Source organism: Tenacibaculum sp. 1B UA (assembly GCF_033978845.1).
GTDB lineage: Bacteria > Bacteroidota > Bacteroidia > Flavobacteriales > Flavobacteriaceae > Polaribacter.
Genome location: NZ_JAKVUA010000007.1, coordinates 21,597 through 45,712 on the forward strand (window position 1 = coordinate 21,597; position 24,116 = coordinate 45,712).

A 24,116-nucleotide genomic window follows, 5' to 3' on the forward strand; every position below is an offset into this window, starting at 1 on the left:
TTTTTTGTAATCTAGTTTTAAATTAAGCTAAATCATACCTGTCAGCATTCATTACTTTAGTCCAAGCAGCTACAAAATCTTTTACAAATTTTTCTTTGTTATCATCTTGTGCATATACTTCAGCATACGAACGTAAAATTGAATTTGAACCAAATATTAAATCAGCTCTTGTAGCTGTCCATTTAGTACTTCCAGTTTTACGATCAACAATATTGTATAAGTTTTCCCCAGCAGGCTTCCATGAGTATTTCATATCTGTGAGGTTTACAAAGAAATCGTTACTTAACACGCCTTCGTTGTCTGTAAATACTCCATGTTTTGAGCCTCCGTGGTTGGTTCCTAGTACGCGCATTCCTCCAACTAAAACAGTCATTTCGGGAGCAGTTAGGCCCATAAGTTGCGTTCTATCTAGTAATAACTCTTCTGGTTTTACAGCATAATCTTTCTTTTGCCAGTTTCTATATCCGTCATGTAGAGGCTCTAAAACATCAAAAGATTCAGTATCTGTCATTTCAGCGGTTGCATCACCTCTTCCAGGGGTAAAAGGAACTTTAATGTCAATACCACCATCTTTAGCAGCTTTTTCAACAGCAGCACTACCTCCTAAAACAATCAAATCAGCAATACTAACTTTTTTACTTAACTCTGATTGAATCTCAGTGAGCTTATCTAATACTTTTTTTAGTCTTGTAGGTTCATTTCCTTCCCAGTCTTTTTGAGGAGTTAAACGAATGCGTGCTCCATTAGCACCACCTCTAAAGTCGGATCCTCTATAAGTTCTAGCACTATCCCAAGCGGTATTTATAAGTTCAGTACGAGAAAGTCCACTATTTAATAGTTTTTCTTTTAGTTCTTCAACTTCAGTATTGTTTAAAGTATAGTTAACAGTAGGAACAGGATCTTGCCAGATAAGTGTTTCTGCTGGAGCATCAGCACCTAAATAACGAGTATTAGGCCCTAAATCACGATGTGTTAGTTTAAACCAAGCACGAGCGAAAGTATCTGCAAAGTATTCTGGATCTTTGTAGAATTTTTCAGATATTTTTCTGTATTCAGGATCCATTTTCATAGCCATATCCGCATCAGTCATGATTGGATTTCTTTTGATGTTCGGATTGTGAGCATCTACAGGTTTGTCAGTTTCATTCATATTAATAGGTTCCCATTGCCACGCTCCTGCAGGGCTCTTTTTTGATTCCCATTCATGATTTAATAATAAATGGAAGTATGTGTTGTTCCATCTATCAGGTGTTGTTGTCCATGCACCTTCTAAACCACTAGTTACAGTATGTTCAGCATTTCCACTTCCTTTAGGATTCATCCAACCAAAACCTTGGTTGTGAATTTCTGCCCCTTCAGGGCTTTGACCTAAAGCATCAGCATCACCATTACCGTGAGCCTTTCCTACGGTATGTCCACCTGCAGTTAAAGCAACGGTTTCTTCATCATCCATTGCCATTCGTTTAAAAGTCTCTCTAACATCTTGTGCAGTTCTTAACGGGTCAGGTTTTCCGTCTACACCTTCAGGGTTTACATAAATTAACCCCATCATTACCGCAGCTAATGGATTTTCTAAGTCTCTATCACCAGAATATCGAGAGCCTTTACTCCCTGTTGGCGCTAACCATTCTTTTTCAGACCCCCAGTAAATATCTTTTTCAGGATGCCAAATATCTTCGCGTCCACCAGCAAAACCAAAAGTTTTGAAGCCCATTGATTCATAAGCCATATTACCAGCTAAAATAATAAGGTCAGCCCAAGATAGTTTGTTTCCATATTTTTTCTTGATTGGCCATAATAACCGTCTTGCTTTATCTAAATTACCATTATCAGGCCAACTATTTAATGGAGCGAAGCGTTGATTACCAGTGTTACTACCACCTCTACCATCAGTAACTCTATAGGTACCAGCAGCATGCCACGCCATACGAATCATTAAGCCACCATAATGTCCCCAATCGGCAGGCCACCAATCTTGACTATCGGTCATTAAGTCTTTAAGGTCATTTTTAACTGCTTCTAAATCTAATTTTTTAAATTCTTCAGCATAATTAAAATTACTGTCTAAAGGATTGGTTTTGGTATCGTGTTGATGTAGTATATCTAAGTTTAATGATTTCGGCCACCATTCCATGATGTTATCATGTATTTCTGTGTTTGCACCTTGTGAAAAAGGGCATTTACCTTTTGAAGAATGTGAGTTTGTATTTTTCATGATATTATAATTTAATAGGTTAGAATTGGAAAAAGCTACTATAAAACAATAGATAATTTTTATCTATATTTTTTATTTTAAAATAACAAATAATTATAATTGTAGTTTTTAGACTTTATAATATGTTGAAATATAAAGGTATATTTTTTTTAATGATTTAAAAATATGTTAACTATTGGTTATAGTTATAGTGAAATAAAAAAATATTTTTAGATTCACACTTTAAATGAGAAGAAACAAAATACATTTGTGCCTGTAAAAAAATATTAATCAATAAAAAATTATAAAATGGCTACAGCAGTAGGAAAAAAATTTCCAAGTTTAAACGTAGATGCAATGAATGAAATGGGTGATACGTTTAAGTTAAATGTATTAGAAGAAGCAGTTAAAAACAAGAAAAAAGTGTTGTTATTTTGGTATCCGAAAGACTTTACTTTCGTTTGTCCAACTGAGTTACATGCTTTTCAAGCTGCATTACCAGAATTTGAAAAAAGAAACACTATTGTAATTGGAGCTTCTTGTGATACTCCTGAAGTACACTTTGCTTGGTTAAACCAATCTAAGGATAATGGAGGTATTGAAGGTGTTACTTACCCATTATTAGCTGATAGTAATCGTAATTTATCATCTATTTTAGGTATCTTAGACATCTCTAACGAGGTTTATGATGAAGCTACAGGAACTGTACAGGTTGAAGGAGATAATGTAACGTATAGAGCTACATATTTAATAGATGAAGAAGGAACTGTATTCCATGAAGGAATCAACCACATGCCAGTTGGTCGTAATGTAAATGAATATTTACGTTTAGTAGATGCTTATACTCACGTACAAGAAAAAGGTGAGGTTTGTCCTGCAAACTGGGAAGAAGGTAAAGAAGCAATGCAAGCTAACGCAAAGGCAACAGCAGAATATTTAGCAGCAAACTAATTAGACATAATTAAAGAAAGGAAACAAGTTCGTGTGAGATAAGTGAAGGGGTCGAGCACGAGCTCCTTTCGAAATGGATAATAATTAAAGAAATGGTACAAGAATTAAGTCAAGACAATTTATCAGAAGTTGTTGCAGACAATAAAAAAGTTATAGTTCAGTTTTCAGCTTCATGGTGTGGTAACTGCCGTATTATGAAACCTAAATTTAAAAAGTTATCTTCTGAAAATGAAGATATGGTTTTTGTAATAGCTGATGCTGAGAAATTTACAGAGAGTAGAAAGCTTGCTGATGTGAGTAACTTGCCTACTTTTGCTACTTATATTGATGGAAAATTAGTAAATCAAACTCAAACCAATAAGTTTGATGTATTGAAGGATTTAGTAAATGAAGTAGCTTAGTTATGAAATTACCAGTAATTAAACACTTAACTTCATTTATTGAAGAAAATGACCAAGATTATGTACTAGAAACTATTGAGACGCTTGAAGCTTTAACAGAGGTTCCATCGTTAAAAGATGAAGAGCTAGACGTTATAGGAGAGTTAATCTCTAATATGTACGGAGCAATTGAGGTTGATAAAATGATTAAAGACGGAACACCTAAGAAAGAAGCGTTAAATAATTTTATGAAACGTGTTTTAGGTTCGATTGATAAATAGTTACTTGTACTTACAAATAAACAAAAACCTGAACATTGAAAAGTGTTCAGGTTTTTATTTTATACAAACTTTCGGTTGTAGTTTTTACCTAATTTTATAGAATATTCAATAACACTTTTAATGACTTTTCTATGGTCGTTCTTTCTCCAATTAATATATAATTCTGTGCTTTCGGGTAGTGTAATAAACCGTATGTTTGTATTTAAAGAAAACTGATAGGAGTAAGGTAAAATAGATATTCCTAAACCTCTACCAATTAAGTTTAATATCATACTTCCAAAATCAGATTCAATATGAGTTTGAGGTTCAAAACCATAAGTGTTAAAAATATTGCGTAGTAATGAGGAAAAGTAAGTAGTGTGATGTAAACCAGAAAGGATAAATTTTTCGTCTTTTACGTCTCTTAAATCAACAAAAGAACCTTCTGTTACCCAATGATCTTTTGGAACCACAAGGCAAACGGGTTCAGCATACAACCTTTCAGATAAAATAGAAGCATTTAGAACTTCATTTCTGCTAAAAGCAAAATCTATTTGATAACTAGAAAGTAATTTTTCAAGCGTAATATCAGTAGGTTCCATAAGTTCTACTTTTAAATCTGGTTTCTCTTCTGAAAATATTTTGAGTAACTCAGGTAAATAGTTGTAAGAGATAGAACCAGGGTAAGCAATACTAACAAGCCCAGAAGAACCTTCATCAATTTTTTTAGCATGTTGATGTGTGCGATCAAACTCGTCTAATAAAACGTCCCACTTTTTCTTAAGGAATACACCAGCCTCGGTAAGTTTTACATTTCTTTTATCTCGCTCAAATAAAGTAACACCTAATTCTTCTTCTAAAGATTGAATTTGCCTACTTAATGACGATTGAGAGGTGTAAACTTTTTCTGCTGTTTTCCAGAAATGTAGTTCTTCTGCTAGAATTAAAAAATATCGAATTTGTTGAAATGTCATTTTAATGCGTTTTTTGCATTAATAAGTCAAAAATAAGTATTTTTTAATAAAGAGAACTGCTGTTGCTTTGCATAAAAAAACTTTGTAATCATTTTTAAAAGAGTAACGAAATGGGAATTGAGAATTTTATTGCGTTTTTAGTAGCAACTGTTCTTTTTGTATTAACACCAGGAATAGAAACCGTCTTTTTAATTAACAAGTCAATTAGCCAAGGAAGAAGATCTGGTATATATACTAGTTTTGGTTTAAATACGGGGGCTTTAGTGCATACATTACTAGGTGCATTAGGGTTGTCGATTATGGTAGCTAAATCAGCAATATTCTTTGCACTAATTAAATATTTAGGAGCAGCTTATTTAATTTATTTAGGAGTAACAAAAGTGATTTCTAAAAAAGGATTGATAACAGAAACGAATGAAAGACGAAAGAAAGATTCAGCAAAAAGTAATTTTACATCAGGGTTTGTTACAAATATATTAAACCCGAAAGTTGCATTATTCTTTATAGCATTCTTTCCGCAGTTTATCACCCCAACAGAAATAGAAAATCCAGTTCCTTTTATGATTTTAGGTGTTATTTATGCAATAATGACTACTGTTTGGTACTTGGTTTTAACATCATTTGCAGGTACATTTTCAACTAAAATTAAAGAAAATGAAAAAATGGGTGTGAGATTGAATAAAATTTCAGGTGCTATATTCGTATTGATGGGGGTACAAATAGCGTTTATGTAAAAATTATAAACCGATAGTGATTAATGTTTCGCTATCGGTTTGTATTATTTTTAATTATGCCTTCATTTCTGTTTCATTATAAAAACCACCTTAGGGATGTTCTGTTAGATTAAATTTTTTAGCTATCTGTTGTGCTGTCATTTTCTTTTTGTTCGTTAACTTTTTTTATAATGGCTTTTAAACGTTCTTTAGTACGTTGTTTTTCCAAACGAAGTTTGTTTTCTTTTTGTTTCATTAAGCGAGTATGCTTCGCTTTGTTTACCGTGTTTTTTGCTTTTCCTTTTTTAGGCATTTTTTGATGTTTTAATGGCTAATAATCCCAAGAAAGTTAAGAATCCGTTTAATATCAATACAAAGAATCCAAAATCAAACCCAAATTTTTTCTTGCTGTAAAAACTAATAACATAGGTTAAAGCCGGAGCAATTAAACAAATGATAGGAACAAACTTGTCTTTTATATTTAGTTTGGTAAATAAGCCAAAAGCATATAAGCCTAGTAAAGGACCGTATGTGTAGCCAGCAAATTGAAATATTTTAGCAATTACACTCTCATCAGCAATAAAATATTTAAAAATTAAGATGGTAGCCACTAAAATAAATGAAAATAGCACATGAATTTTCTTTCGTGTTCTTTCTTTTTCTTCTTCGTTTTCTTTCTTATCAATTTCAAGAATATCAATACTAAAAGAGGTAGTTAACGAAGTTAAAGCACTATCAGCACTTGAGTATGCTGCGGCAATTAATCCCAATAGAAAGAATAGAGAAGTGGCTATACCTAAATCGCCACTCATTGCTATGGTAGGGAATAAGCTATCTTTGTGAGCGTTTAGCTCATTTGCTGTAGCATAATCTGTTAATAAAACACCTAAAGCTAAAAAGAAAAAGTTAACAATTACCAATACGATGGTAAACCAAAACATATTTTTTTGAGCATCTTTTAAGTTGCGGCAGGTCAAGTTTTTTTGCATCATGTCTTGATCTAAACCTGTCATTACAATTGAAATAAAAGCACCTGAAAAGAACTGCTTCCAAAAGTAATTTCCTGCTTTTACATCGTCAAAAAAGAAGGTTTTTGAAAGGTTGTTGTCCGTTACGTACGAAAACAAATTGTCTATTTGCATTTCATCTTTTATCATTACAATACAAACCCCAACAGCAATTAGCATAAACAACGTTTGTAAAGTGTCGGTCCATACAATAGTTTTAATTCCTCCTTTAAAAGTATATAACCAAATAAGTAAAATGGTAATAGTTACTGTTACCCAAAATGGGATTCCATACGCATCAAACAAAATTAGTTGTAATACATTAGCAACTAAAAACAAACGAAAGGCAGCACCAACAGTTCTTGAAAGTAAGAAAAAAGAGGCGCCTGTTTTATACGAATACCTACCAAAACGTCCTTCTAAATAGGTGTAGATTGAGGTTAAATTTAATCGATAATAAAGAGGTAGTAATACCAATCCAATGACGGCATAACCTACTACATATCCTAGTACCATTTGCATATAGCTCATTTTGTCACCCTCAACCCAACCAGGGACTGAAATAAAAGTAACTCCAGATAGTGAAGCTCCAATCATACCAAAGGCTACTAAATACCATGGAGATGAGTTGTTTGCTTTAAAAAATGTTTGGTTGTTTGCCGATTTACTAGTGATGTATGAAATAAGAATTAATACACCGAAATAGGCTAAAATAAGGAGTAATATATGTAGTGGCTGCATACTGTTAATTACGAATTATAAATTACGAATGTACTAATTTAGTTTTTAGCTTATACAAAATCATAATTCGTAACTAACAATTAAAAAACTATAGTTCTATAACCACTTCTTCTGTTTTTCTACGAACTTTTTTTAAGTCTTTCATATAATCGTCTTCTGCCCTAAAACCAACTGGTAATACCAGAACCGATTGTAAATTATATTTATCCAAGTCTAAAATTTCATTGTATTTTTCAGGAACAAAACCTTCCATAGGACAGCTATCAATTTTTTCATTAGCGGCAACAGTCATTAGGTTTCCTAGAGCGATATAAGCTTGATTTTTCATCCAATGAAATAATACTTCTGGTGATTTATTCTCAATATCGTTTGTTAAAAATTCTTTGAAAGGGTTTAAAATCTCATCGGGGGTGTTTCTAATGTCTTTTACTAATTTAAAATAGCTCTCAACATCTTTAGTAGTAAGTTCTTTTGGGGTACATAATACCAATAAGTGAGAAGCCTGTGCAACTTGGTGCTGATTCCAAGAATGTGCAACTAATTGTTGCTGTAAATCTTTGTTTTTTACTACAACCATTTTAACAGGCTGTAATCCGTAAGAAGTAGCAGTTAAATTAAAAGCTTCTTTTAAAATGTTAATTTGTTCTTCGGAAAGAAATTTATGTTCGTCAAATTTTTTAACAGCATAACGCCATTGTAAATTTTCAATACTATTCATATGGTTTGGTTTTTACTCGATAATCGAGAGTTAAAATACTTCAAGACTTGTCTTGAAATTAAAACGTGTTCTTACGTAGTCACCTTTTAGGTTTACCTACGGTAATTTACTTTGACAAAAGTAGAGGAATAAAAAGTAGCCTAAAAATACTTCGAATAATTAATATTGATAGTATCATAAAAATATTTTGTACATTGAAGGTGAAAAAGAAAGCGTATGAAAGAAGAATTTTTACACTTTTTGTGGAAATACAAATTATTTAACAAAGCAAATTTAATATCAGTAAAAGGAAGAATTGTTGAAGTGGTAGATTCAGGGAGTCACAATACTAATTCAGGACCTGATTTTTTGAATGCAAAATTGAAGATTGATAGCCAGTTATGGGTTGGAAATGTTGAAATTCATATAAAGTCATCAGACTGGTATATGCATCATCACGAAAAAGATGCAAATTACGATGCCGTTATTTTGCATATTGTATGGGAGCACGATACAGATATATTTATGAAAAATAACCGTCCATTACCAACGGTAGAATTACAAAGCTTTGTTCAAAAAGAAATATTGGCAAACTATAAAAAACTGTTTTTAAAAGAGCAGCGATGGATTCCATGTGAAAAGCAAATAGCTGAAACTAGTTCTTTTATATTGAATAACTGGTTAGAACGTTTGTACTTTGAACGATTAGAGAACAAATCGGAGGTAATAAAAGAGCTGCTACAAAAATCAAATAATGATTATGAAGCGGTGTTGTTTCAGTTATTAGCTAAGAATTTCGGATTAAAAGTTAATGGAGCAGCTTTCCTAGAACTAGCACAATCGTTTGATTTTTCTGTGTTACGTAAAGTTCGATTTAACGAAGAGCAGCTATCTGCTTTACTGTTTGGACAGGCAGGTTTTTTAGCTGATGAAATAGAAGAGAGTTATTATGAGCAACTTAAAAATGAGTATGTTTATATACAGCACAAATACAGGCTACAATCATTAATAAAACACCGTTTTCAATTTTTTAGAATGCGCCCCAATAACTTTCCTACGATTAGAATAGCGCAATTAGTGGCTTTATATAATAAATATGAAAGCTTATTTTCAAGGTTAATGGATGTAAATAAAATAGAGGATTTTTATAATTTATTTACAGTTGAAGTAAATGAGTTTTGGAAAACTCATTATACGTTTGGTTCTGAGTCAAAAAAATCAGTTAAAATACTTACAAAATCATTTATTGACTTGTTGATTATTAATACAATTATTCCTTTAAAGTTTGTTTATGAACAAGCTAGAGGAAAGGTTAATGAAGAAAGTTTGTTAAAATTGATACAACAGTTGCACCCAGAAAAAAATTCAATTATAAATAAGTTTGATGAGTTAAAAATTAAAGCAAAAAATGCTTTTGAGTCTCAAGCTTTATTAGAGTTGAAAAATAATTATTGCCAAAACAAAAAATGTTTAAGCTGTAATGTTGGGAATTTTATTTTAAACAAATAATGTAAATAAAGCATGTTAAATTATTTAATTAATAAATGATATATTTGCGTAAAAAATTTATAATAATGAAAAAAATATTAATTGCTATTGCATTAGTGTCTACTATTTGTATAGGTTGTAAAGACAACAAAAACTCAGAAAACAAAGGAAATATTTCAACAACTGAAAAATCTATTAGTGAAAAAGAAGAAAAGTCTACTTCAGCAATTTGTTTATTAGATAAATTATCTATTAGAGAAAGTGCTTCTGCAAAAGGGAAATGGATAACTTCTATTAGTTTGGGAGAAAAAGTAACCTTAACAGGAGAAGAAACTATAGATTCTGTTTCTAAGAAAGAGTATTACAAAGTAAAGTTGATTGACGGAAAAGAAGGATGGACTAGATCTACCTTTTTAGCTGTTAATGGTAAAGTGGGAGCTATGTTAGAAGAGGCAGTAGTTTACAAAAGGCCAGATTTACTTACCAAAACAGAAAAAAAGTACAGCGTTATGGATATTATTGCTGTGACTGAAACTCAAGGCGATTGGATTAAAGTTAAAGGGAAAAGATCTGAAGGGAAGTATATAGAAGAAGGTTGGGTAAAAACTTCTAATATTACAAATGATCAAGTTGATATAGCAACGGCTAAATTTGCAGGAATAGCAAATACTCAACCAACAATGACAGAAAGAATAAAGGCATTGAAAGATGTTATAAATAATTCAGATCTATCTTCTTCTAAGTTTATCCCAGTTATAGAGAATAAAATAGAAGATTACGAGTCAAAAAATCAGCCTTTAGATGCGCAGGAAGCAGAAGCGGCTACTGAGGCGGTAGCAGAGAAAGCAGCTGAATAATTATATAAAAAAGCGAATAAAAAACGATTTTAGAATATTCTAAAATCGTTTTTTTTATTTTAATTATTTTAAAATTAATTATTAATACAAACTCTTGAATTTAGAAGGGTTTGCTTCGCTTATAATTTCATATACTTTTTCAAAAACATCTTCTGCAGATGGTTTAGAGAAATAATCTCCATCGGTACCATAAGCAGGTCTATGTGCTTTAGCAGTTAAGGTTTGTGGTTTGCTATCTAAATGTTTGTAACCATTTTGATTCTCAACAATTTCTTGTAATAAATATGCTGAAGCTCCACCAGGAACATCTTCGTCAACAACTAATAAACGATTTGTTTTTGCAACCGATTTTACAGTGTCATGATTCAAGTCAAAAGGTAATAAACTTTGCGCATCTACAATTTCTACATCTATATCTACCTGCGCTAAATCTTTTGCCGCTTCTTCAACGATTCGTAAGGTAGAACCATAAGAAACAATTGTAATGTCTGTTCCTTCTTTGATTGTTTCAACAACACCAATTGGAGTTTTAAAGTCTCCTAAATTAGTTGGTAATTCTTCTTTTAAACGGTACCCATTTAAACATTCTACTACTAAAGCAGGATCGTCACCTTCTAATAAAGTGTTATAGAAACCAGCAGCTTTAGTCATGTTACGAGGAACTAATACATGAATACCTCTAATGTTGTTTATAATTCCACCCATTGGTGAACCTGAATGCCAAATTCCTTCTAAACGATGTCCACGGGTACGGATAATTAATGGAGCTTTTTGCTTTCCAAAAGTACGATAACGTAGCGTTGCTAAATCGTCACTCATAATTTGTAAAGCATATAATAAATAATCTAAATACTGAATTTCAGCAATAGGACGTAATCCACGCATTGCCATTCCAATACCTTGACCTAAAATGGTAGCTTCTCGAATTCCTGTGTCAGAAACACGTAACTCACCAAATTTTTCTTGCAAGCCTTCCAATCCTTGGTTTACATCACCAATATATCCAGCGTCTTCACCAAAAATTAATACTTCTGGGTGTTTAGCTAAAATAGCATCAAAATTATCACGCATAATAATACGTGCATCTACAATATTTTTTTCTGCAGCATAAGTTGGAGCTTCTGCAGCAATATTTTTAGTTGCTAATTCAGTTTCACTTAATAAATGTGCAGAATATTTTACAGCAGCTTTGTCAATTGAAGCTTTGATGAAGTTTTTAAGTGCTATTTTTTCAGCAAAATCTTCATCTCTTAAGTAACGTAAAGTTTTACGAGCAGCAACTAAAATATCTTTTCTAATAGGTTCTGAAATAGCAGCTAAATCATTTTTGTATTTTGTAATAAAAGAACCATTGTTACTTTTTTGAGCAATAGTTTCTAACAATGAAATAGCTTCAGTTACTTCTGTTTTTATTTCATTTGTGTAAGCACTCCAAGCATCACGTTTAGCTTTACTTACCTCTTTTTTAGCTTCTTTTTCAATAGTTATTAAATCTTCTTCAGAATCAATAAATTTTAAAGTTTCTCCATCTTCACTTTCTAATTCAAACTCTAAAATCCACTTACGCATTTGCGCAATACAATCAAACTCTTGTTCCCATTGTAAACGCTCTTTAGATTTGTAGCGTTCGTGTGAGCCAGAAGTTGAGTGTCCTTGTGGTTGCGTTAATTCCTTTACATGAATCAACACAGGTATGTGTTGCTCTCTTGCTATTTGAGAAGCTTTATTATAAGTGTCAATTAACTGAACATAATCCCAACCGTTAACCACAAAAATTTCATACCCATTGGTTTCGTTTTCGCGTTGGAACCCTTTTAAGATTTCAGAAATACTTTCTTTTGTGGTTTGATGGCGTGCATGTACTGAAATTCCGTACTCATCATCCCAAACATTCATTATCATTGGAACTTGTAAAACTCCTGCAGCATTGATTGTTTCGAAGAATAAGCCTTCACTAGTACTAGCGTTACCAATAGTACCCCAAGCAACTTCATTACCGTTGATAGAAAAGTTAGTGTGTTTTTCTAAACCTTCAACATTTCTGTAAATCTTAGATGCTTGTGCTAATCCTAATAAACGAGGCATTTGACCCGCTGTAGGAGAAATATCTGCCGATGAGTTTTTTTGAGCTGTTAAGTTTTTCCAGTTTCCATTTTCATCTATAGAATGCGTAGCAAAATGCCCTCCCATTTGACGTCCAGCTGACATTGGTTCAACATTAATATCAGTATGAGCGTATAAACCAGCAAAAAATTGTTGTGGAGTTAATTGCTCAATAGCCATCATAAATGTTTGATCACGATAATAACCGGATCTGAAATCTCCATTTTGAAAAGCTTTAGCCATAGCTAATTGTGGAACTTCTTTACCATCACCAAAAATTCCAAATTTAGCTTTCCCTGTTAAAACTTCTCTTCTTCCTAATAAACTACATTCTCGACTAATACGAGCAGTTCTATAGTCTTTTAAAACTTCATTTTTAAAATCTTGAAAAGAAAGCTGTTGAGTATTAGCTATTTCGGTATTTTGCGTCATAATCATCTAATTTAGGTATGGTTACAAAGATAGGTTTTTTAGTTGAAATTTAAAAATTTGAATTTTTATTGAACATCTTTCAATAAAACAAGAAAAAAAAGAAAATTATTGAAGTATCTACAATATACCTCTTCTAATAAAATTATAAATTCTATCAATATCTGTTGTGATGATGAATCTAACTTTTGAAGGGTAAGCGCTCTTATTAATTTCAAAACCCTCATTGGTGTATATAGGGAAGTAAAATTCAAAAATATCAGGAAGAAAGTTTAAGCGAATACCATTTTCATAAAAAAACTTCGGAGAAGTGTTTTTGTTTTTTAACATGGCAACGTCATTATAAATTTCTGCCCATTTCCAAACACTTACACTGGTGTTAATAGATGTCATAAGTTGATTAGCAAAGTAAGGCTTGTTAAATTTAGATTTGAAACCTCCTTGCCCTACAACAAATTGCTGGCTAAAAATCCCTTCGTTTTCTGAGCGTCCAAATAGGTTTTGTTCAAATAAATAATCATTTCCACGATTTAACCCGAAGCTGAAATAATCTCCTTCTGTTTTATTAGATAAAAAGAGGCCGCCAAAAAAACGAATTTCAAAACTTTCGTCTGCTGTAAAAAATTTTCGATAACGAAAATCGGTTGATACTTTACTGAAGTTAGAATTTACTTCTAGGTTAGCTGCATACCGAATTCTGTGTATGGCATCAAATTTATTGTTGATGTAACGTAGGTTGAAAATATTGTATTTATCTCGATCACTTTGAATATCGTTGGGAGCTACTTCTTTATCGATACTAACTAAACGAACGGTTAAAGATTTTGAGCCGATGTCACGGAGTGTGTTTCTTCTAAATTGAAAATTAATAAATGGACTTAACGTATTATAACCTAATTCTGGCGCATAATGAAAGTTGCTACCCGAAATACCATATCGTATTTTATAAAGCTTGGAGTCTCTTAAGAAATGATTATAGCTTATAGAGAATGATCCGGTAAAGTTTCTACTTTTGAGACTGTAGTTAGGGGTTAAACTAAATTGAAAATTATGATTGACAAGTGATTTATTGTTAATGTTAACACCAAGAATTAATCCATCATATAAATTATATTTAATGTCTGGGTAATAGAACAATTGATTGTAATAGGGGTTTTCAAAATCTTTAAAAAAACGAAATTGAATAGGCTTGCTTATAATGCTATTATTTACGTTTCTAAAATTGTTTAGAGAATTAAATTCAGGATAGTTGTTTTCATAGTTTAAAGCTAGTTTATTAAAATCTCCTCTTTTAATTTTTACTGTTTTGGTAGAGTCTACATTGGTAACCCAAGTTTTAAGTTTTATTTTTTTCTTTTGAACACCATAAAGTGCTACAGGAGCTATAAAGTTTCTTTTGTTTTTTATTGTAACTAATAGAGAGTCTTTGTTTTTAGTGTAGGCTACCTTTTTTATTTTGTAGTCAATTTTTTTATCAGTAGTAAGATAATCACCAAAAAACCATTGCAAATCTTTTGAAGTCTTTTTTTGAAGGGTTTCAGCAAAGGATTTACTACTTGAAGGTTTTAATTGGTTTAGAATATAGAATTCTTTTACAGCATTTTTTAAAATGCTATCCCCTACAAAATCGTATAAATATTTAATTCCTAAACCAGCTTTGTATTTACTAACAACTTTTTTGTTAAAGTTAGAAAGAGAGTCACTAGAGGTAGTTAAAGCTTGGTCATAAAACTTACGAGAGCTGAATTGATAAACAAGTGGGTATTTGTCGTTTTGTTTTAGCTGAGCAATGTTGTAGGTTTTTATAGGCCAATAGTTGGAGTATTTCCCAAGAAAAGTAACATTTGGATAATATTTTTTTACATACTCCATCATTAAAAATGTTTGTAACCCATCAGTTAACCAATAGTCTTTTCTTGGGTTTTGGATAATTACATCATCAAAATATTTTTGAGTAAGTGCTTTAAAAAATCCAGTTTCCCATCTAAAATTTTTTGGAAAGGGTTTCAACCAACTAGGAAGACCGTAAATTTCATGTAACGAATTTTTGTTAATAGTACGTGAATCTACAAGGATTTCTGGGTGAGGGTGTTTTCCTATAAAACCTTCTATGAATTGTATTTGTCGATTTATGATTTTGGTTGTTTCTTCATTAGAAATTTTTCTTAAGTAGGCGTCCGTTTTTATTTCTTTGTCTTTTAATTTAAAAGATTTGAAAGTTTTTATAGAATCAATATGTAGTATAATGTCCTTTTTTTTGGAACCTACTAGATAATAATTGGTATAGTTATCATTTTCGGTTTTATATTGATATAAGTTACTTTCAATGTGGTATTTTTTTGGGATGTTTATGGAGATATTATAATTAGAAAGTTCTTCATATAAATCATCTAAATTCAAGTTACTCATTAATTGCCATTTTTTGTTATAAATAGCAGGAGCTATATACCAAAACCGTAGGTGATATCCTGTTTTAGTTTTTCCGTACCCTGTATATTTTGCATTAGGGATTTTTACAGAGTATGACGTACGTATTATTAAGCTATCTTTTGGTTTTAAAGGTTCGTTGAGTAGTACTTCAATAATATCTTGCTGATTTTTTTTCTCTTTGAATGAAACTTGCTTATAGTTTACAGTTAAGTTTCGTATTTTACTATAACCTCTATCTTTTTCTTTTGAAAAGTAAAAGTTTTTTTTGTAATCTTCAATGAAACGTTTAGCTAAGGGAGTATCATCGTTTTTGTAACCATTTGTCCAATTATGTAAAAAAATACGATCTAAGGTAGATGAAGAGTGATTATAAAAGGTTGTTTTTTGTAAGACATGAATTACATCCTTGTTTACATCTAATTTGGCTTTTATTTCAACAGAGTTTTCTTGTGCTACTATTTTAAAGCAATATAAGATGATAGTACATACTAAAAGGAGTGTTTTCTGTTTCAATATTATATAAAGTCGGTTTAAAAAGTTTTATAGAAAACATTTAAGTTTCATAAACTTTGTGAAAATAAAAAAGCTCGTTGTAAATTCAACGAGCCTTAAAGATAAGTATTTTTAGAAGTTTGGTTTCAGTTGGTATTTAGCATAGAATTTATTAAAGTGTTCAACAGCTTCATCAGCGGTATCTACGACTCTGAATAAATTTAGATCCTTTTCACTAATATTACCTTCTTCAATTAAAGTGTTTTTAATCCAGTCTAATAAGCCAGACCAAAACTTTCGACCAATTAAAACAATAGGAAAACGTCCAATTTTATTAGTTTGAATTAAAGTAATTGCTTCAAAAAGCTCGTCCATTGTGCCAAAACCACCAGGCATCACAACAAAACCTTGAGAATATTTTACAAACATTACTTTACGAACAAAGAAATAATCGAAATTTAGGTTTTTATCTTTGTCAATCCAAGGGTTATCATGTTGTTCGAAAGGAAGGTCAATATTTAACCCTACTGAGGTACCTTTTCCTCTGTGGGCTCCTTTATTACCAGCTTCCATAATACCTGGTCCTCCACCAGTAATTACTCCAAAACCATTTTGTGTTAATTTAAAGGCTACTTCTTCTGCTAATTTATAGTGAGGATCATCAGTTTTTGTACGTGCTGATCCAAAAATTGATACACAAGGACCAATCTTGCTTAGCTTTTCATAACCTTCTACAAACTCAGACATGATTTTAAATATTGCCCAAGAGTCATTTGTTTTTATCTCGTTCCAAGTTTTTTGCTGTAGTTTTTCTCTAATTTTTCTGTCATCATTCGGACTCATAATTCTTCTACTTTTATATTAAATAACAAATTAAACTGCTAAAATTTGCTTTTTAGCAAGCCTGCTAATTTAGTGGTTTTTTAGAAAAAAAAATTAAATATATAAAAAAAGAAAAGCAACTCAATTGAGTTGCTTTTCTTTTTTATGGTTTGTCCCGTCCTGAAATATCGTTACACAAAAATTCAAGTGTAATGAAAACAACTTATGTAAAACGTACTTAGAAAGACTATTCCTTATCTTTCAAACTTCAAGTAGTTCAAGAGATTGAGCAAGGTTTGCTCACGCGTACCCAAGCTCTATCTAAATATGGTATTCAATCAGGAGCTACTATCAGAACTTGGTTAAAAAAATATGGTAACTTTGATTGGCAGAATCAAACTCCACTTTCTATGTCAAAGACTCCCGAACAAAAGATTTTAGAATTAGAAGAAAAGATCAAACTCTTAGAGAAACAGAAAGCACGTGCGGAACATTTGGCTGAACGTGCTGATAAGAAAGTTATTCTGTTTGATATGATGATTGACTTAGCGGAAAAAGAATTTAATATCCCTATCAGAAAAAACTCCAACCCCAAGTAATTGATATGTTTAAAATACATTATAGAGAGAGTATCTCATCTACTTGCGAGTTACTTGGGGTTAGCAGGCAAGTATATTATCGAGCCATACGATCAAAACAAAAACGACAATCTATTGCTAAACAAGTAACAGAGTTAGTTCAGCGTGTTCGGATGGATCAACCGCGTATTGGCACAAGAAAATTGTATCATATCTTAAAAGAACCATTACAGAAGTTGAGTGTTGGAAGAGATCGTTTGTTTTCTATTTTAAAAGCCAATCATATGTTGATAAAGCCTAAACGAAGTTATCATATAACTACCAACTCTCATCATCGTTTTAGAAAACATAAAAACTTGATAGAGGGTCTAAATATAGAAAGACCAGAACAAGTTTGGGTAGCAGACATCACTTATGTAGGTAACAGAAGTAATCCAATGTATTTATCTCTTATTACAGATGCTTATTCTAAGATGGTAGTTGGATATTATGTATCAAATACTTTAGCTGTAGAGAGTTCTATAAAAGCATTAAAACAAGCTACTAGAAACAGGAGATATCCGAAAGAAGCCTTGATACATCATTCTGACAGAGGATTGCAATATTGTAGTAATCAGTATCAAAAGATCCTTGACAGGAATAAGGTTCGATGTAGTATGACAGAATCGTATGATCCATATCAAAATGCAGTGGCTGAGAGAATCAATGGAATTTTAAAACAAGAATTTTTAATCAATACGGATACAATTAGTATTAAAATGATGAAAACTATAGTAAAACAAAGTGTTGATGTTTATAATACCAAAAGACCACATAAATTTATCATGTCAAATGCTAACTCCAATACAAATGCATAAACAAAATAAAATCAGAATAAAAACCTATAAAAACAAAAACACAGATAAGACAGCTGTCTTATCTGTGTTTTAACTATTTTTAATCCTAATAAAAACTGTAACGGTTTTTTAGGACGGGTCAGTTTTAGCAGTGGATTAAGTCAATAGCAATTTTAGAATTAAAACATTCTCCATGACAGCAGTCTTCATCTGGGCCACAATCTCTAAATGTGTAGCAAAATGTGCCAGTATTACCTCCTTTGATTGCTTTTTGTTTAGTCTTATTTAAACTTGTTCCTAAATTTAAAATTGATTTTTTCATGATTAAGAGTATTTAGCTTTCACAACATTGACCTCCTTGTATTTCACCATAACAGTAAAATCCCTCAGGAAATAAAGCGGGATAGATACAAGAACCGTCTCCATTACCTGTATAAGCAGAGGTACATGGACATGGATCGTTAAGTTTGTTTCCTCCTTTAACTTGTTTTTGATTAGCTCTAGTTAAAGCTTTACCTAAATTTAAAATTGATTTTTTCATAATTAAAAATTTTATTAGTACTGCGTTTTTTGGTAGTACTATATTTTTTTCAATAAACAAACAACTAGAAGTTATGAGTCTAGCTGTTTGTAATTAATGTAATCTTAATTGAAAAACTTATAAACAGTTTGGTTGCCATTTGTAGCAGTTGCGTTCAATTGGATTCCAGTCTATACAACATCTAGGGGCTTTCCCTCCAGTAGTTTTCTTTTGAGAAGTTTTATTTAAAACTTTACCTAAGTTTAAGATTGATTTTTTCATGTTTTTAAATTTTAAGATTATTATTTATTTTAGGCTTAGTACCAGATGCACCCAAATCTATCACATCTACCAGCATCACAGAAAGTGTGCCCTCCTGGACCAGTTTGGCAGCATTTTCTGCCGTCTTGATAGCAACCTTGTGCTACTCCACCATTAATTTGTTTTTGATTAGCTTTGCTTAAAGCTGTACCTAAGGTTAAGATTGATTTTTTCATGATTAAAAATATTTAATATTTAATAATCCTTGAATTATTTAAAGACACTCAAGGTTTTGTGTCTATTCCTCGCGAGTAAATATTATTGGGTGATGTTTTATTAGAATAAATTTATGATCTATTATTAAATTGGTGCTATACTTAGTCTAAATTTATCCTAGGTTTAAAACTAATTAAAAATAAATAGGTCTAAACCTAGGAATGATTTAACTAAAATAATAGTAAATGAACTCTCTTATTGAGGAACATCTTCTCCTAAACAAGCATGTGTTTCATAAGAACCTAAACAGCATCCGTTAGGTAAAGAGAAACCACCGCAAGCAAAACACTCTACAGGTGTGTAAATTACACAACCGGTACCTCCATTAATCAGTCTTTGTTCTGACTTTTTTAAGGATTTTCCGAGGTTTAAAATCTGTTTTTTCATAATAGAAAAATTTCGAGGGTTAATAATTCCTTGAACATTTAAAGACACTCAAGGTTTGTGTCTAATTTTTTATTTAATAATATTTTTAAGTTGATAGAAAAAACGTTCTATCAAGCGTAAGTCCTCAGTTACTATATCCGCAGCACCTTTCATTTCTTGCCTAAAAGGAATTGTTTTATCATAGGTAGTTTTTAAGTTTTGAGGTAATTCGACATCAACTAAATAATTTCCTTCTTCATTTGGAATTAGTGAGATAGATTTTACAGCTCCGTTTAATTCGCCAAATTCATCGGATGGATAATTTAAAAGCTTAATTTGAACTTTTTGACCCTTTTTTATTTTTCCAGAGTTAGCAGCCGGAGCTTTAATTTTACCAATAAAAGAGTTTCCTTTGTTAGGGATAATGGTGAATATTAAATCACCCGTATTAACAGTTTGATTTTTATTCCAAAAAGATAAGAAGGATACTTTACCATCTATTGAAGAGGTTAAAGCATATTGTTTTTCCCAATCTTTAATGGCTTTTTTTAAGTATAAGAAAGATTGAATGGCTTTCTTTTTTAATCGGGTATCTTGTTGTGTCTTCTTAATAGAAGTTCCTTCTAAATTTTTGGCAGAATTATTAATCAACTCTCTTATTTGTGAGATAGATGATTCAAGAGTTTTATATGATCGTTTCGCTTGTAAATACTCTATTTCTTTTTGGTCTTTTTCTTTGGCAGAAATAACTCCTTGGCCAAACATTTTTCGACTACGTTCCAAATCCTTTTCTTTAAACTCTAACTCTTTTAAGTTTAGCTCTTTTTGTGATAGTAAAATCTGTAGTCTACCTCTTGCTTCTATAACAGACATTTGGTTTGCAAAGTTTTCAGATTTAAACGGAGTTAGTTTTTCGTTTAAAACATATTCAGAATAGTCATTTTCAAATTGAGAGTAGCTAGAAGTTATATCACCTAAAATTAACGGAGGAACTTTATCAATAGGGAAAAAGAATTTTTGTTGATTTATTTCAATAGTATCTACAATACTCTTTAGTAATAAGACATCTTTGTATGAAGCACTGTTTTCAATTACAGCCAAAACATCACCATCAGACACATTTCTTCCTTCACTTGTTAAAAAAGTTTCAAATTGCCCAGTAGATTTTGCATAAATTTTTTCAGGTGGAGTGGAGGTGGTAACCATTACTTCGGTGGAAATAACATCAGGGTATTTTACAAACCACGAAATGAATAATAACATTATTATAAGACCAAGAAGTAAGGTGTTACCCCAACGAATCATCCAGTTAGGTACATGAGTTAAAATTTCTTGAACTTCTTCACTTCGAATTTCTATGTTTTGAGTATTGTTTGGCATTTAAAGTATTAGTGTTTTTTCTTATTTTAAGAGGTATTTTAAAATACCTCTTTTTTTATTATAAAATATTAAATACAATTCCCCATCATACATTTTCCCTGTCCATCGTACCATCTTTTAGTTTTAGAGTTGTATAGAGGTGCTATACAATGTGAGTCCGATGTGCAAGGGCAGCCTCTTGGCACTTTACCTTCTACGGCATCGCAGTCATAATCATATTCTAAATCTGTAAGCCCTCCAAATATGTTTTTTTTGCTCTTTTGTGTTTAAAACTTTTCCTAAGTTTAATATTGATTTTTTCATTTTATAATAATTTAAATTAGATAAAACCTTGAATAATTTAAAGACACTCAAGGTTTGTGCCTATTCTTACCTGCTAATTGTTTTATAAATGTTTCTACATAGGGAAGCACTCATAACTAACTAAAACTCTACCTTTGCACTCTTGTGGGAGACTGTTGTAATCTTGACAAGAACCACAATGAATAGCATCTCCCATTAGAGGGTCTGGAGGTCCAAAATAACAACTTGTCGAGGGGCAAGGTTCGTTACTTCCGTTAATTTGCTTTAGCTGTACTTTGTTTAGGGGTTTACCTAAGTTTAAAATTGAATTTTTCATAATGTTTATAAATTTTAATTGATACAACATTTACCATTATTTATTGTACCTCTACAGTATTCTCCGTAACCAAATAATACGGCACATACGGCACCTTCATGAGTGTCACTTGAGACCCAGTTATTTGAATAGCAAGTACCAGAAAGACAACGATTCAATACTATACCTCCTTGTACTTGTTGTTGTTCAACTTTATTTAAAGTTTTACCTAAGTTAGAAATTGATTTTTTCATTTTAAAATAATTTAAGTTTGATAAAATCCTTGAACAGTTTAAAGACACTCAAGGTTTGTGTCTATTCTTCGCGAGTGAATATTTTATTTACCTAAATCTAGTTGGTTTTTAACTAGATGATAATAACTTCCTTTTAGGTTGATTAGTTCTTCATGACTTCCTTTTTCAATAATTTTTCCTTTTTCAAGTACAACTATTTGATGTGCATTTTTTACAGTACTTAATCGGTGTGCTATTACGACAGCTGTTTTATTGGCAAAAAACTCATTAAGCTTTCCCATGATAACCTTTTCATTATTGGCATCTAATGCACTAGTCGCTTCGTCAAAGAATAAGAATTTTGGGTTTTTGTAAACAGACCTGGCGATTAATAATCGTTGTTTTTGACCTGTACTTAACCCGTTTCCTTCACTACCAATTTTCGTATTGTAACCTAAAGGTAAGCCTTCTATATAATCTCCAATATTGGCTACATCAATTGCGTGAGCTAATTTTTCTTTATCAACGTAATCTTCTCCTACGGCTATGTTTTTAGCTATAGAATCATTAAAAATATACCCTTCTTGCATCACAACCCCACAGTTTCTTCGCCACTCTTTTTGTGAAACATTTTTTAAGTTGAAGTTGTCAATCATAATATCACCTTGATCAACCTGGTAGAACCCGAGTAATAACTTCATTAAAGTAGTTTTACCGCTTCCACTAACTCCAACAATTGCGGTTGTTTTATTTGCAGGAATTTCAAGGGATAAATCTTTTAAAACGGGTTCTAAACCACCTGTGTATCTGAATGAAATATTATTTAATTTTATAGATGCGTTATCTGGGATTGTAGTTACTTTTTCATCACCAGGTTTTTCTTCATCTTCCATGTTATGTATTTCACCTAGCCTATCTATAGAGATTTGTGCATCTTGTATATCTCTCATAAAATTAATTAGTTGTGTAATTGGCCCGTTTAATTGACCAACTATATAGCTAATTGCCATCATCATCCCCAGAGTTATTTGACCATCAATAACTAGTTTTGCAGATAGAATGGTGATAAACATGTTTTTAAGTTCATTAATGAAATTTGAACCTACGCTTTGTGTTTGTTCTAAAGCAAGACTTTTGGTAGCTACTTTAAATAAACGAGCTTGTACATATTCCCAATTCCAGCGCATGCGTCTTTCAGCATTGTGGAGCTTAATTTCTTGCATTCCGTTAATAAGTTCAATAACCTTACTTTGTTCTTGACTTACTTGCGAAAAACGTTTGTAATCTAATTCCTTTCGTTTTTTAAAGAAAAACAATACCCATCCAAAATACAGAATACTTCCTAATACAAAGACTCCAAATATTTGTATACTGTAATATCCTAATACTAAACTAAAAATAATCAGATTAAAAAAAGAGAATAAAACAGTTAAAGACGATGTGGTTAATATTCGTTCGATACGTTTATGGTCGTTAATTCTTTGTAGTAAATCGCCTGTCATTCTCACATCAAAATAGGAGATAGGTAATTTCATTAACTTGATGAAAAAGTCAGAAATTAAAGATATATTGATACGAGTACTTAGGTGAAGTAAAATCCAACTTCGAATAATTTCTAGGGAAGCTTTTCCTACGAATAAAAATAATTGAGCAAATAAAATTAGATATACAAAGTTTAAATCTTGATTTTTAATACCTACATCAACTACACTTTGAGTCAAGAATGGTAATATTAATTGTAGTAAACTTCCTGCTAAAAGTCCTATAATTAATTGAACTATAAACTTTTTGTACTTATATAAGTACTTGAAAATGAATGAAAAGCCAAATTTTTCATCTTCTTCAAACTCTTCTTGATAAAATTTAGGGGTTGGTTCTACTAATAAGGCAATACCTTCTTCTGTGTTTTCATCAGCGTTGTTTCCAATCCAGTGTTGAATAAACTCCTCTTTAGTAAAAGTAATGAGTCCATGAGCAGGATCAGAAATATAAACAGTATCTTTTTTTATTTTATAAAGAACCACATAATGGTTTTTGTTCCAATGAACAATACAAGGGAAAGGAGCTTCTTTAAGTTTACTGAAAGCTAATTTTATACCTAAAGATTTAAAACCAATAGATTCAACGGCTTCGCTTAAACCAAGTAGACTACTACCTTCTCGAGTGGTTTCACTTAGACTTCTTAATTGTTGTGTGTTAATAGTTTTACCATAGTGCTTAGCTATGATTTTTATGCAAGTTGGTCCACAATCTTTGGCCTCAGTTTGTTTGTAATTTGGGAATTTTTTCAATGAATTATATATAAAAAGATTAAAAAGAGTAAAATACGTAAAATTTTACTCTTTTTTTTAATTATACTCTTATTGAATTTAGTATGGGCAATATTCAGCAGAAAGAACACAGCTCCATTCTTTTGTATATGGATTGTAACAATCAAATTTTGTACAATGTCCTGGATTGCCTCCGTTAATTATAGTTTGTTCTACTTTATTTAAAGTTTTTCCTAAGTTTGAAATTGATTTTTTCATAA

25 protein-coding genes and 1 pseudogene are annotated in these 24,116 nt (G+C 31.4%); 8 read left to right on the plus strand and 18 right to left on the minus strand.

What is annotated here, in order from left to right:
• Positions 1 to 22 precede the first annotated feature (22 nt).
• Complete coding sequence (gene katG / locus MK851_RS07230) at positions 23 to 2,215, minus strand: catalase/peroxidase HPI (protein WP_320242749.1); 2,193 nt, start codon at positions 2,213 to 2,215, stop codon at positions 23 to 25.
• Between the two features lie 288 nt (positions 2,216 to 2,503).
• Between katG and MK851_RS07235 the strand changes: the two genes are divergently transcribed.
• From MK851_RS07235 to MK851_RS07245, 3 genes are all read left to right on the plus strand, one after another.
• Positions 2,504 to 3,145 carry a peroxiredoxin gene (locus MK851_RS07235; protein ID WP_047790073.1) on the plus strand — a complete coding sequence of 214 codons (642 nt, stop codon included), beginning with the start codon at positions 2,504 to 2,506 and terminating at the stop codon, positions 3,143 to 3,145.
• 92 nt (positions 3,146 to 3,237) lie between these two features.
• Positions 3,238 to 3,546: a thioredoxin family protein gene (locus MK851_RS07240; RefSeq protein WP_320242755.1), complete on the plus strand. Its 309-nt coding sequence runs from the start codon at positions 3,238 to 3,240 to the stop codon at positions 3,544 to 3,546.
• Positions 3,547 to 3,548: 2 nt separating this feature from the next.
• Complete coding sequence (locus tag MK851_RS07245; protein WP_303508657.1) at positions 3,549 to 3,806, plus strand: DUF6952 family protein; 258 nt, start codon at positions 3,549 to 3,551, stop codon at positions 3,804 to 3,806.
• Positions 3,807 to 3,865: 59 nt separating this feature from the next.
• Here the strand turns inward: MK851_RS07245 and MK851_RS07250 are convergent, their stop codons facing one another.
• Entirely contained in the window at positions 3,866 to 4,759 is an 894-nt protein-coding gene (locus MK851_RS07250; protein WP_320242757.1) for a LysR family transcriptional regulator, read from the minus strand.
• Positions 4,760 to 4,869: 110 nt separating this feature from the next.
• On the opposite strand from MK851_RS07250, the gene MK851_RS07255 reads away from it, so the two are divergent.
• Positions 4,870 to 5,493 (plus strand): LysE family translocator, encoded by a 624-nt coding sequence (locus tag MK851_RS07255; RefSeq protein ID WP_320242759.1) that lies wholly within the window; start codon positions 4,870 to 4,872, stop codon positions 5,491 to 5,493.
• Between the two features lie 118 nt (positions 5,494 to 5,611).
• Here MK851_RS07255 and MK851_RS07260 read toward each other — a convergent pair whose 3' ends face one another.
• The 3 genes from MK851_RS07260 to MK851_RS07270 all read right to left on the minus strand — a co-directional run bounded on the left by MK851_RS07260 (position 5,612) and on the right by MK851_RS07270 (position 7,938).
• Entirely contained in the window at positions 5,612 to 5,785 is a 174-nt protein-coding gene (locus tag MK851_RS07260) for a hypothetical protein (RefSeq protein WP_164723466.1), read from the minus strand.
• Entirely contained in the window at positions 5,778 to 7,220 is a 1,443-nt protein-coding gene (locus MK851_RS07265) for a sodium:solute symporter (protein ID WP_320242763.1), read from the minus strand. Before MK851_RS07265 ends, MK851_RS07260 begins: the two co-directional genes overlap by 8 nt.
• 88 nt (positions 7,221 to 7,308) lie before the next feature.
• Positions 7,309 to 7,938, minus strand: a complete 630-nt coding sequence (locus MK851_RS07270; protein ID WP_303508642.1) for an NAD(P)H-dependent oxidoreductase — start codon at positions 7,936 to 7,938, stop codon at positions 7,309 to 7,311.
• A gap of 216 nt (positions 7,939 to 8,154) precedes the next feature.
• Here MK851_RS07270 and MK851_RS07275 point away from each other — a divergent pair, with 216 nt between their 5' ends.
• Entirely contained in the window at positions 8,155 to 9,426 is a 1,272-nt protein-coding gene (locus tag MK851_RS07275) for a DUF2851 family protein (RefSeq protein WP_320242765.1), read from the plus strand.
• 65 nt (positions 9,427 to 9,491) lie between these two features.
• Positions 9,492 to 10,262: an SH3 domain-containing protein gene (locus MK851_RS07280; protein WP_320242767.1), complete on the plus strand. Its 771-nt coding sequence runs from the start codon at positions 9,492 to 9,494 to the stop codon at positions 10,260 to 10,262.
• Positions 10,263 to 10,343: 81 nt separating this feature from the next.
• Here MK851_RS07280 and MK851_RS07285 read toward each other — a convergent pair whose 3' ends face one another.
• The 3 genes from MK851_RS07285 to MK851_RS07295 form a co-directional block, all read right to left on the minus strand.
• Positions 10,344 to 12,797: a thiamine pyrophosphate-dependent enzyme gene (locus tag MK851_RS07285; RefSeq protein ID WP_320242769.1), complete on the minus strand. Its 2,454-nt coding sequence runs from the start codon at positions 12,795 to 12,797 to the stop codon at positions 10,344 to 10,346.
• Positions 12,798 to 12,914: 117 nt separating this feature from the next.
• Positions 12,915 to 15,737 carry an aminopeptidase gene (locus tag MK851_RS07290; RefSeq protein ID WP_320242771.1) on the minus strand — a complete coding sequence of 941 codons (2,823 nt, stop codon included), beginning with the start codon at positions 15,735 to 15,737 and terminating at the stop codon, positions 12,915 to 12,917.
• 111 nt (positions 15,738 to 15,848) lie between these two features.
• Positions 15,849 to 16,559, minus strand: a complete 711-nt coding sequence (locus MK851_RS07295; protein WP_303508632.1) for a TIGR00730 family Rossman fold protein — start codon at positions 16,557 to 16,559, stop codon at positions 15,849 to 15,851.
• A 251-nt stretch (positions 16,560 to 16,810) separates the two neighbouring features.
• Here MK851_RS07295 and MK851_RS07300 point away from each other — a divergent pair.
• Positions 16,811 to 17,137: pseudogene (locus MK851_RS07300) on the plus strand (hypothetical protein); the annotation flags it as partial.
• Between the two features lie 5 nt (positions 17,138 to 17,142).
• Positions 17,143 to 17,973, plus strand: coding sequence for an IS3 family transposase (locus tag MK851_RS07305; protein ID WP_320242775.1), 831 nt, complete (start codon positions 17,143 to 17,145; stop codon positions 17,971 to 17,973).
• A 124-nt stretch (positions 17,974 to 18,097) separates the two neighbouring features.
• Here the strand turns inward: MK851_RS07305 and MK851_RS07310 are convergent, their stop codons facing one another.
• The 10 genes from MK851_RS07310 to MK851_RS07355 all read right to left on the minus strand — a co-directional run bounded on the left by MK851_RS07310 (position 18,098) and on the right by MK851_RS07355 (position 24,114).
• The gene (locus MK851_RS07310) at positions 18,098 to 18,274 is read right to left on the minus strand and encodes a hypothetical protein (RefSeq protein WP_176550523.1); all 177 of its coding nucleotides are present in this window, start codon (positions 18,272 to 18,274) and stop codon (positions 18,098 to 18,100) included.
• A gap of 12 nt (positions 18,275 to 18,286) precedes the next feature.
• The gene (locus MK851_RS07315) at positions 18,287 to 18,493 is read right to left on the minus strand and encodes a hypothetical protein (protein ID WP_320242779.1); all 207 of its coding nucleotides are present in this window, start codon (positions 18,491 to 18,493) and stop codon (positions 18,287 to 18,289) included.
• A 117-nt stretch (positions 18,494 to 18,610) separates the two neighbouring features.
• Positions 18,611 to 18,754 (minus strand): hypothetical protein, encoded by a 144-nt coding sequence (locus tag MK851_RS07320; RefSeq protein ID WP_320242781.1) that lies wholly within the window; start codon positions 18,752 to 18,754, stop codon positions 18,611 to 18,613.
• Positions 18,755 to 18,789: 35 nt separating this feature from the next.
• A complete protein-coding gene (locus MK851_RS07325; protein ID WP_303508628.1) occupies positions 18,790 to 18,969 on the minus strand; it encodes a hypothetical protein in 180 nt (59 codons plus the stop codon).
• Positions 18,970 to 19,204: 235 nt separating this feature from the next.
• Positions 19,205 to 19,396, minus strand: coding sequence for a hypothetical protein (locus MK851_RS07330; protein ID WP_147300548.1), 192 nt, complete (start codon positions 19,394 to 19,396; stop codon positions 19,205 to 19,207).
• A 69-nt stretch (positions 19,397 to 19,465) separates the two neighbouring features.
• A complete protein-coding gene (locus MK851_RS07335) occupies positions 19,466 to 20,755 on the minus strand; it encodes an HlyD family secretion protein (RefSeq protein ID WP_320242786.1) in 1,290 nt (429 codons plus the stop codon).
• A 397-nt stretch (positions 20,756 to 21,152) separates the two neighbouring features.
• A complete protein-coding gene (locus MK851_RS07340) occupies positions 21,153 to 21,374 on the minus strand; it encodes a hypothetical protein (RefSeq protein WP_320242789.1) in 222 nt (73 codons plus the stop codon).
• A 14-nt stretch (positions 21,375 to 21,388) separates the two neighbouring features.
• A complete protein-coding gene (locus MK851_RS07345) occupies positions 21,389 to 21,607 on the minus strand; it encodes a hypothetical protein (RefSeq protein ID WP_320242791.1) in 219 nt (72 codons plus the stop codon).
• Positions 21,608 to 21,690: 83 nt separating this feature from the next.
• Positions 21,691 to 23,877, minus strand: coding sequence for a peptidase domain-containing ABC transporter (locus MK851_RS07350; protein WP_320242793.1), 2,187 nt, complete (start codon positions 23,875 to 23,877; stop codon positions 21,691 to 21,693).
• 78 nt (positions 23,878 to 23,955) lie between these two features.
• The gene (locus tag MK851_RS07355) at positions 23,956 to 24,114 is read right to left on the minus strand and encodes a hypothetical protein (protein ID WP_320242795.1); all 159 of its coding nucleotides are present in this window, start codon (positions 24,112 to 24,114) and stop codon (positions 23,956 to 23,958) included.
• Between the last annotated feature and the right edge of the window lie 2 nt (positions 24,115 to 24,116).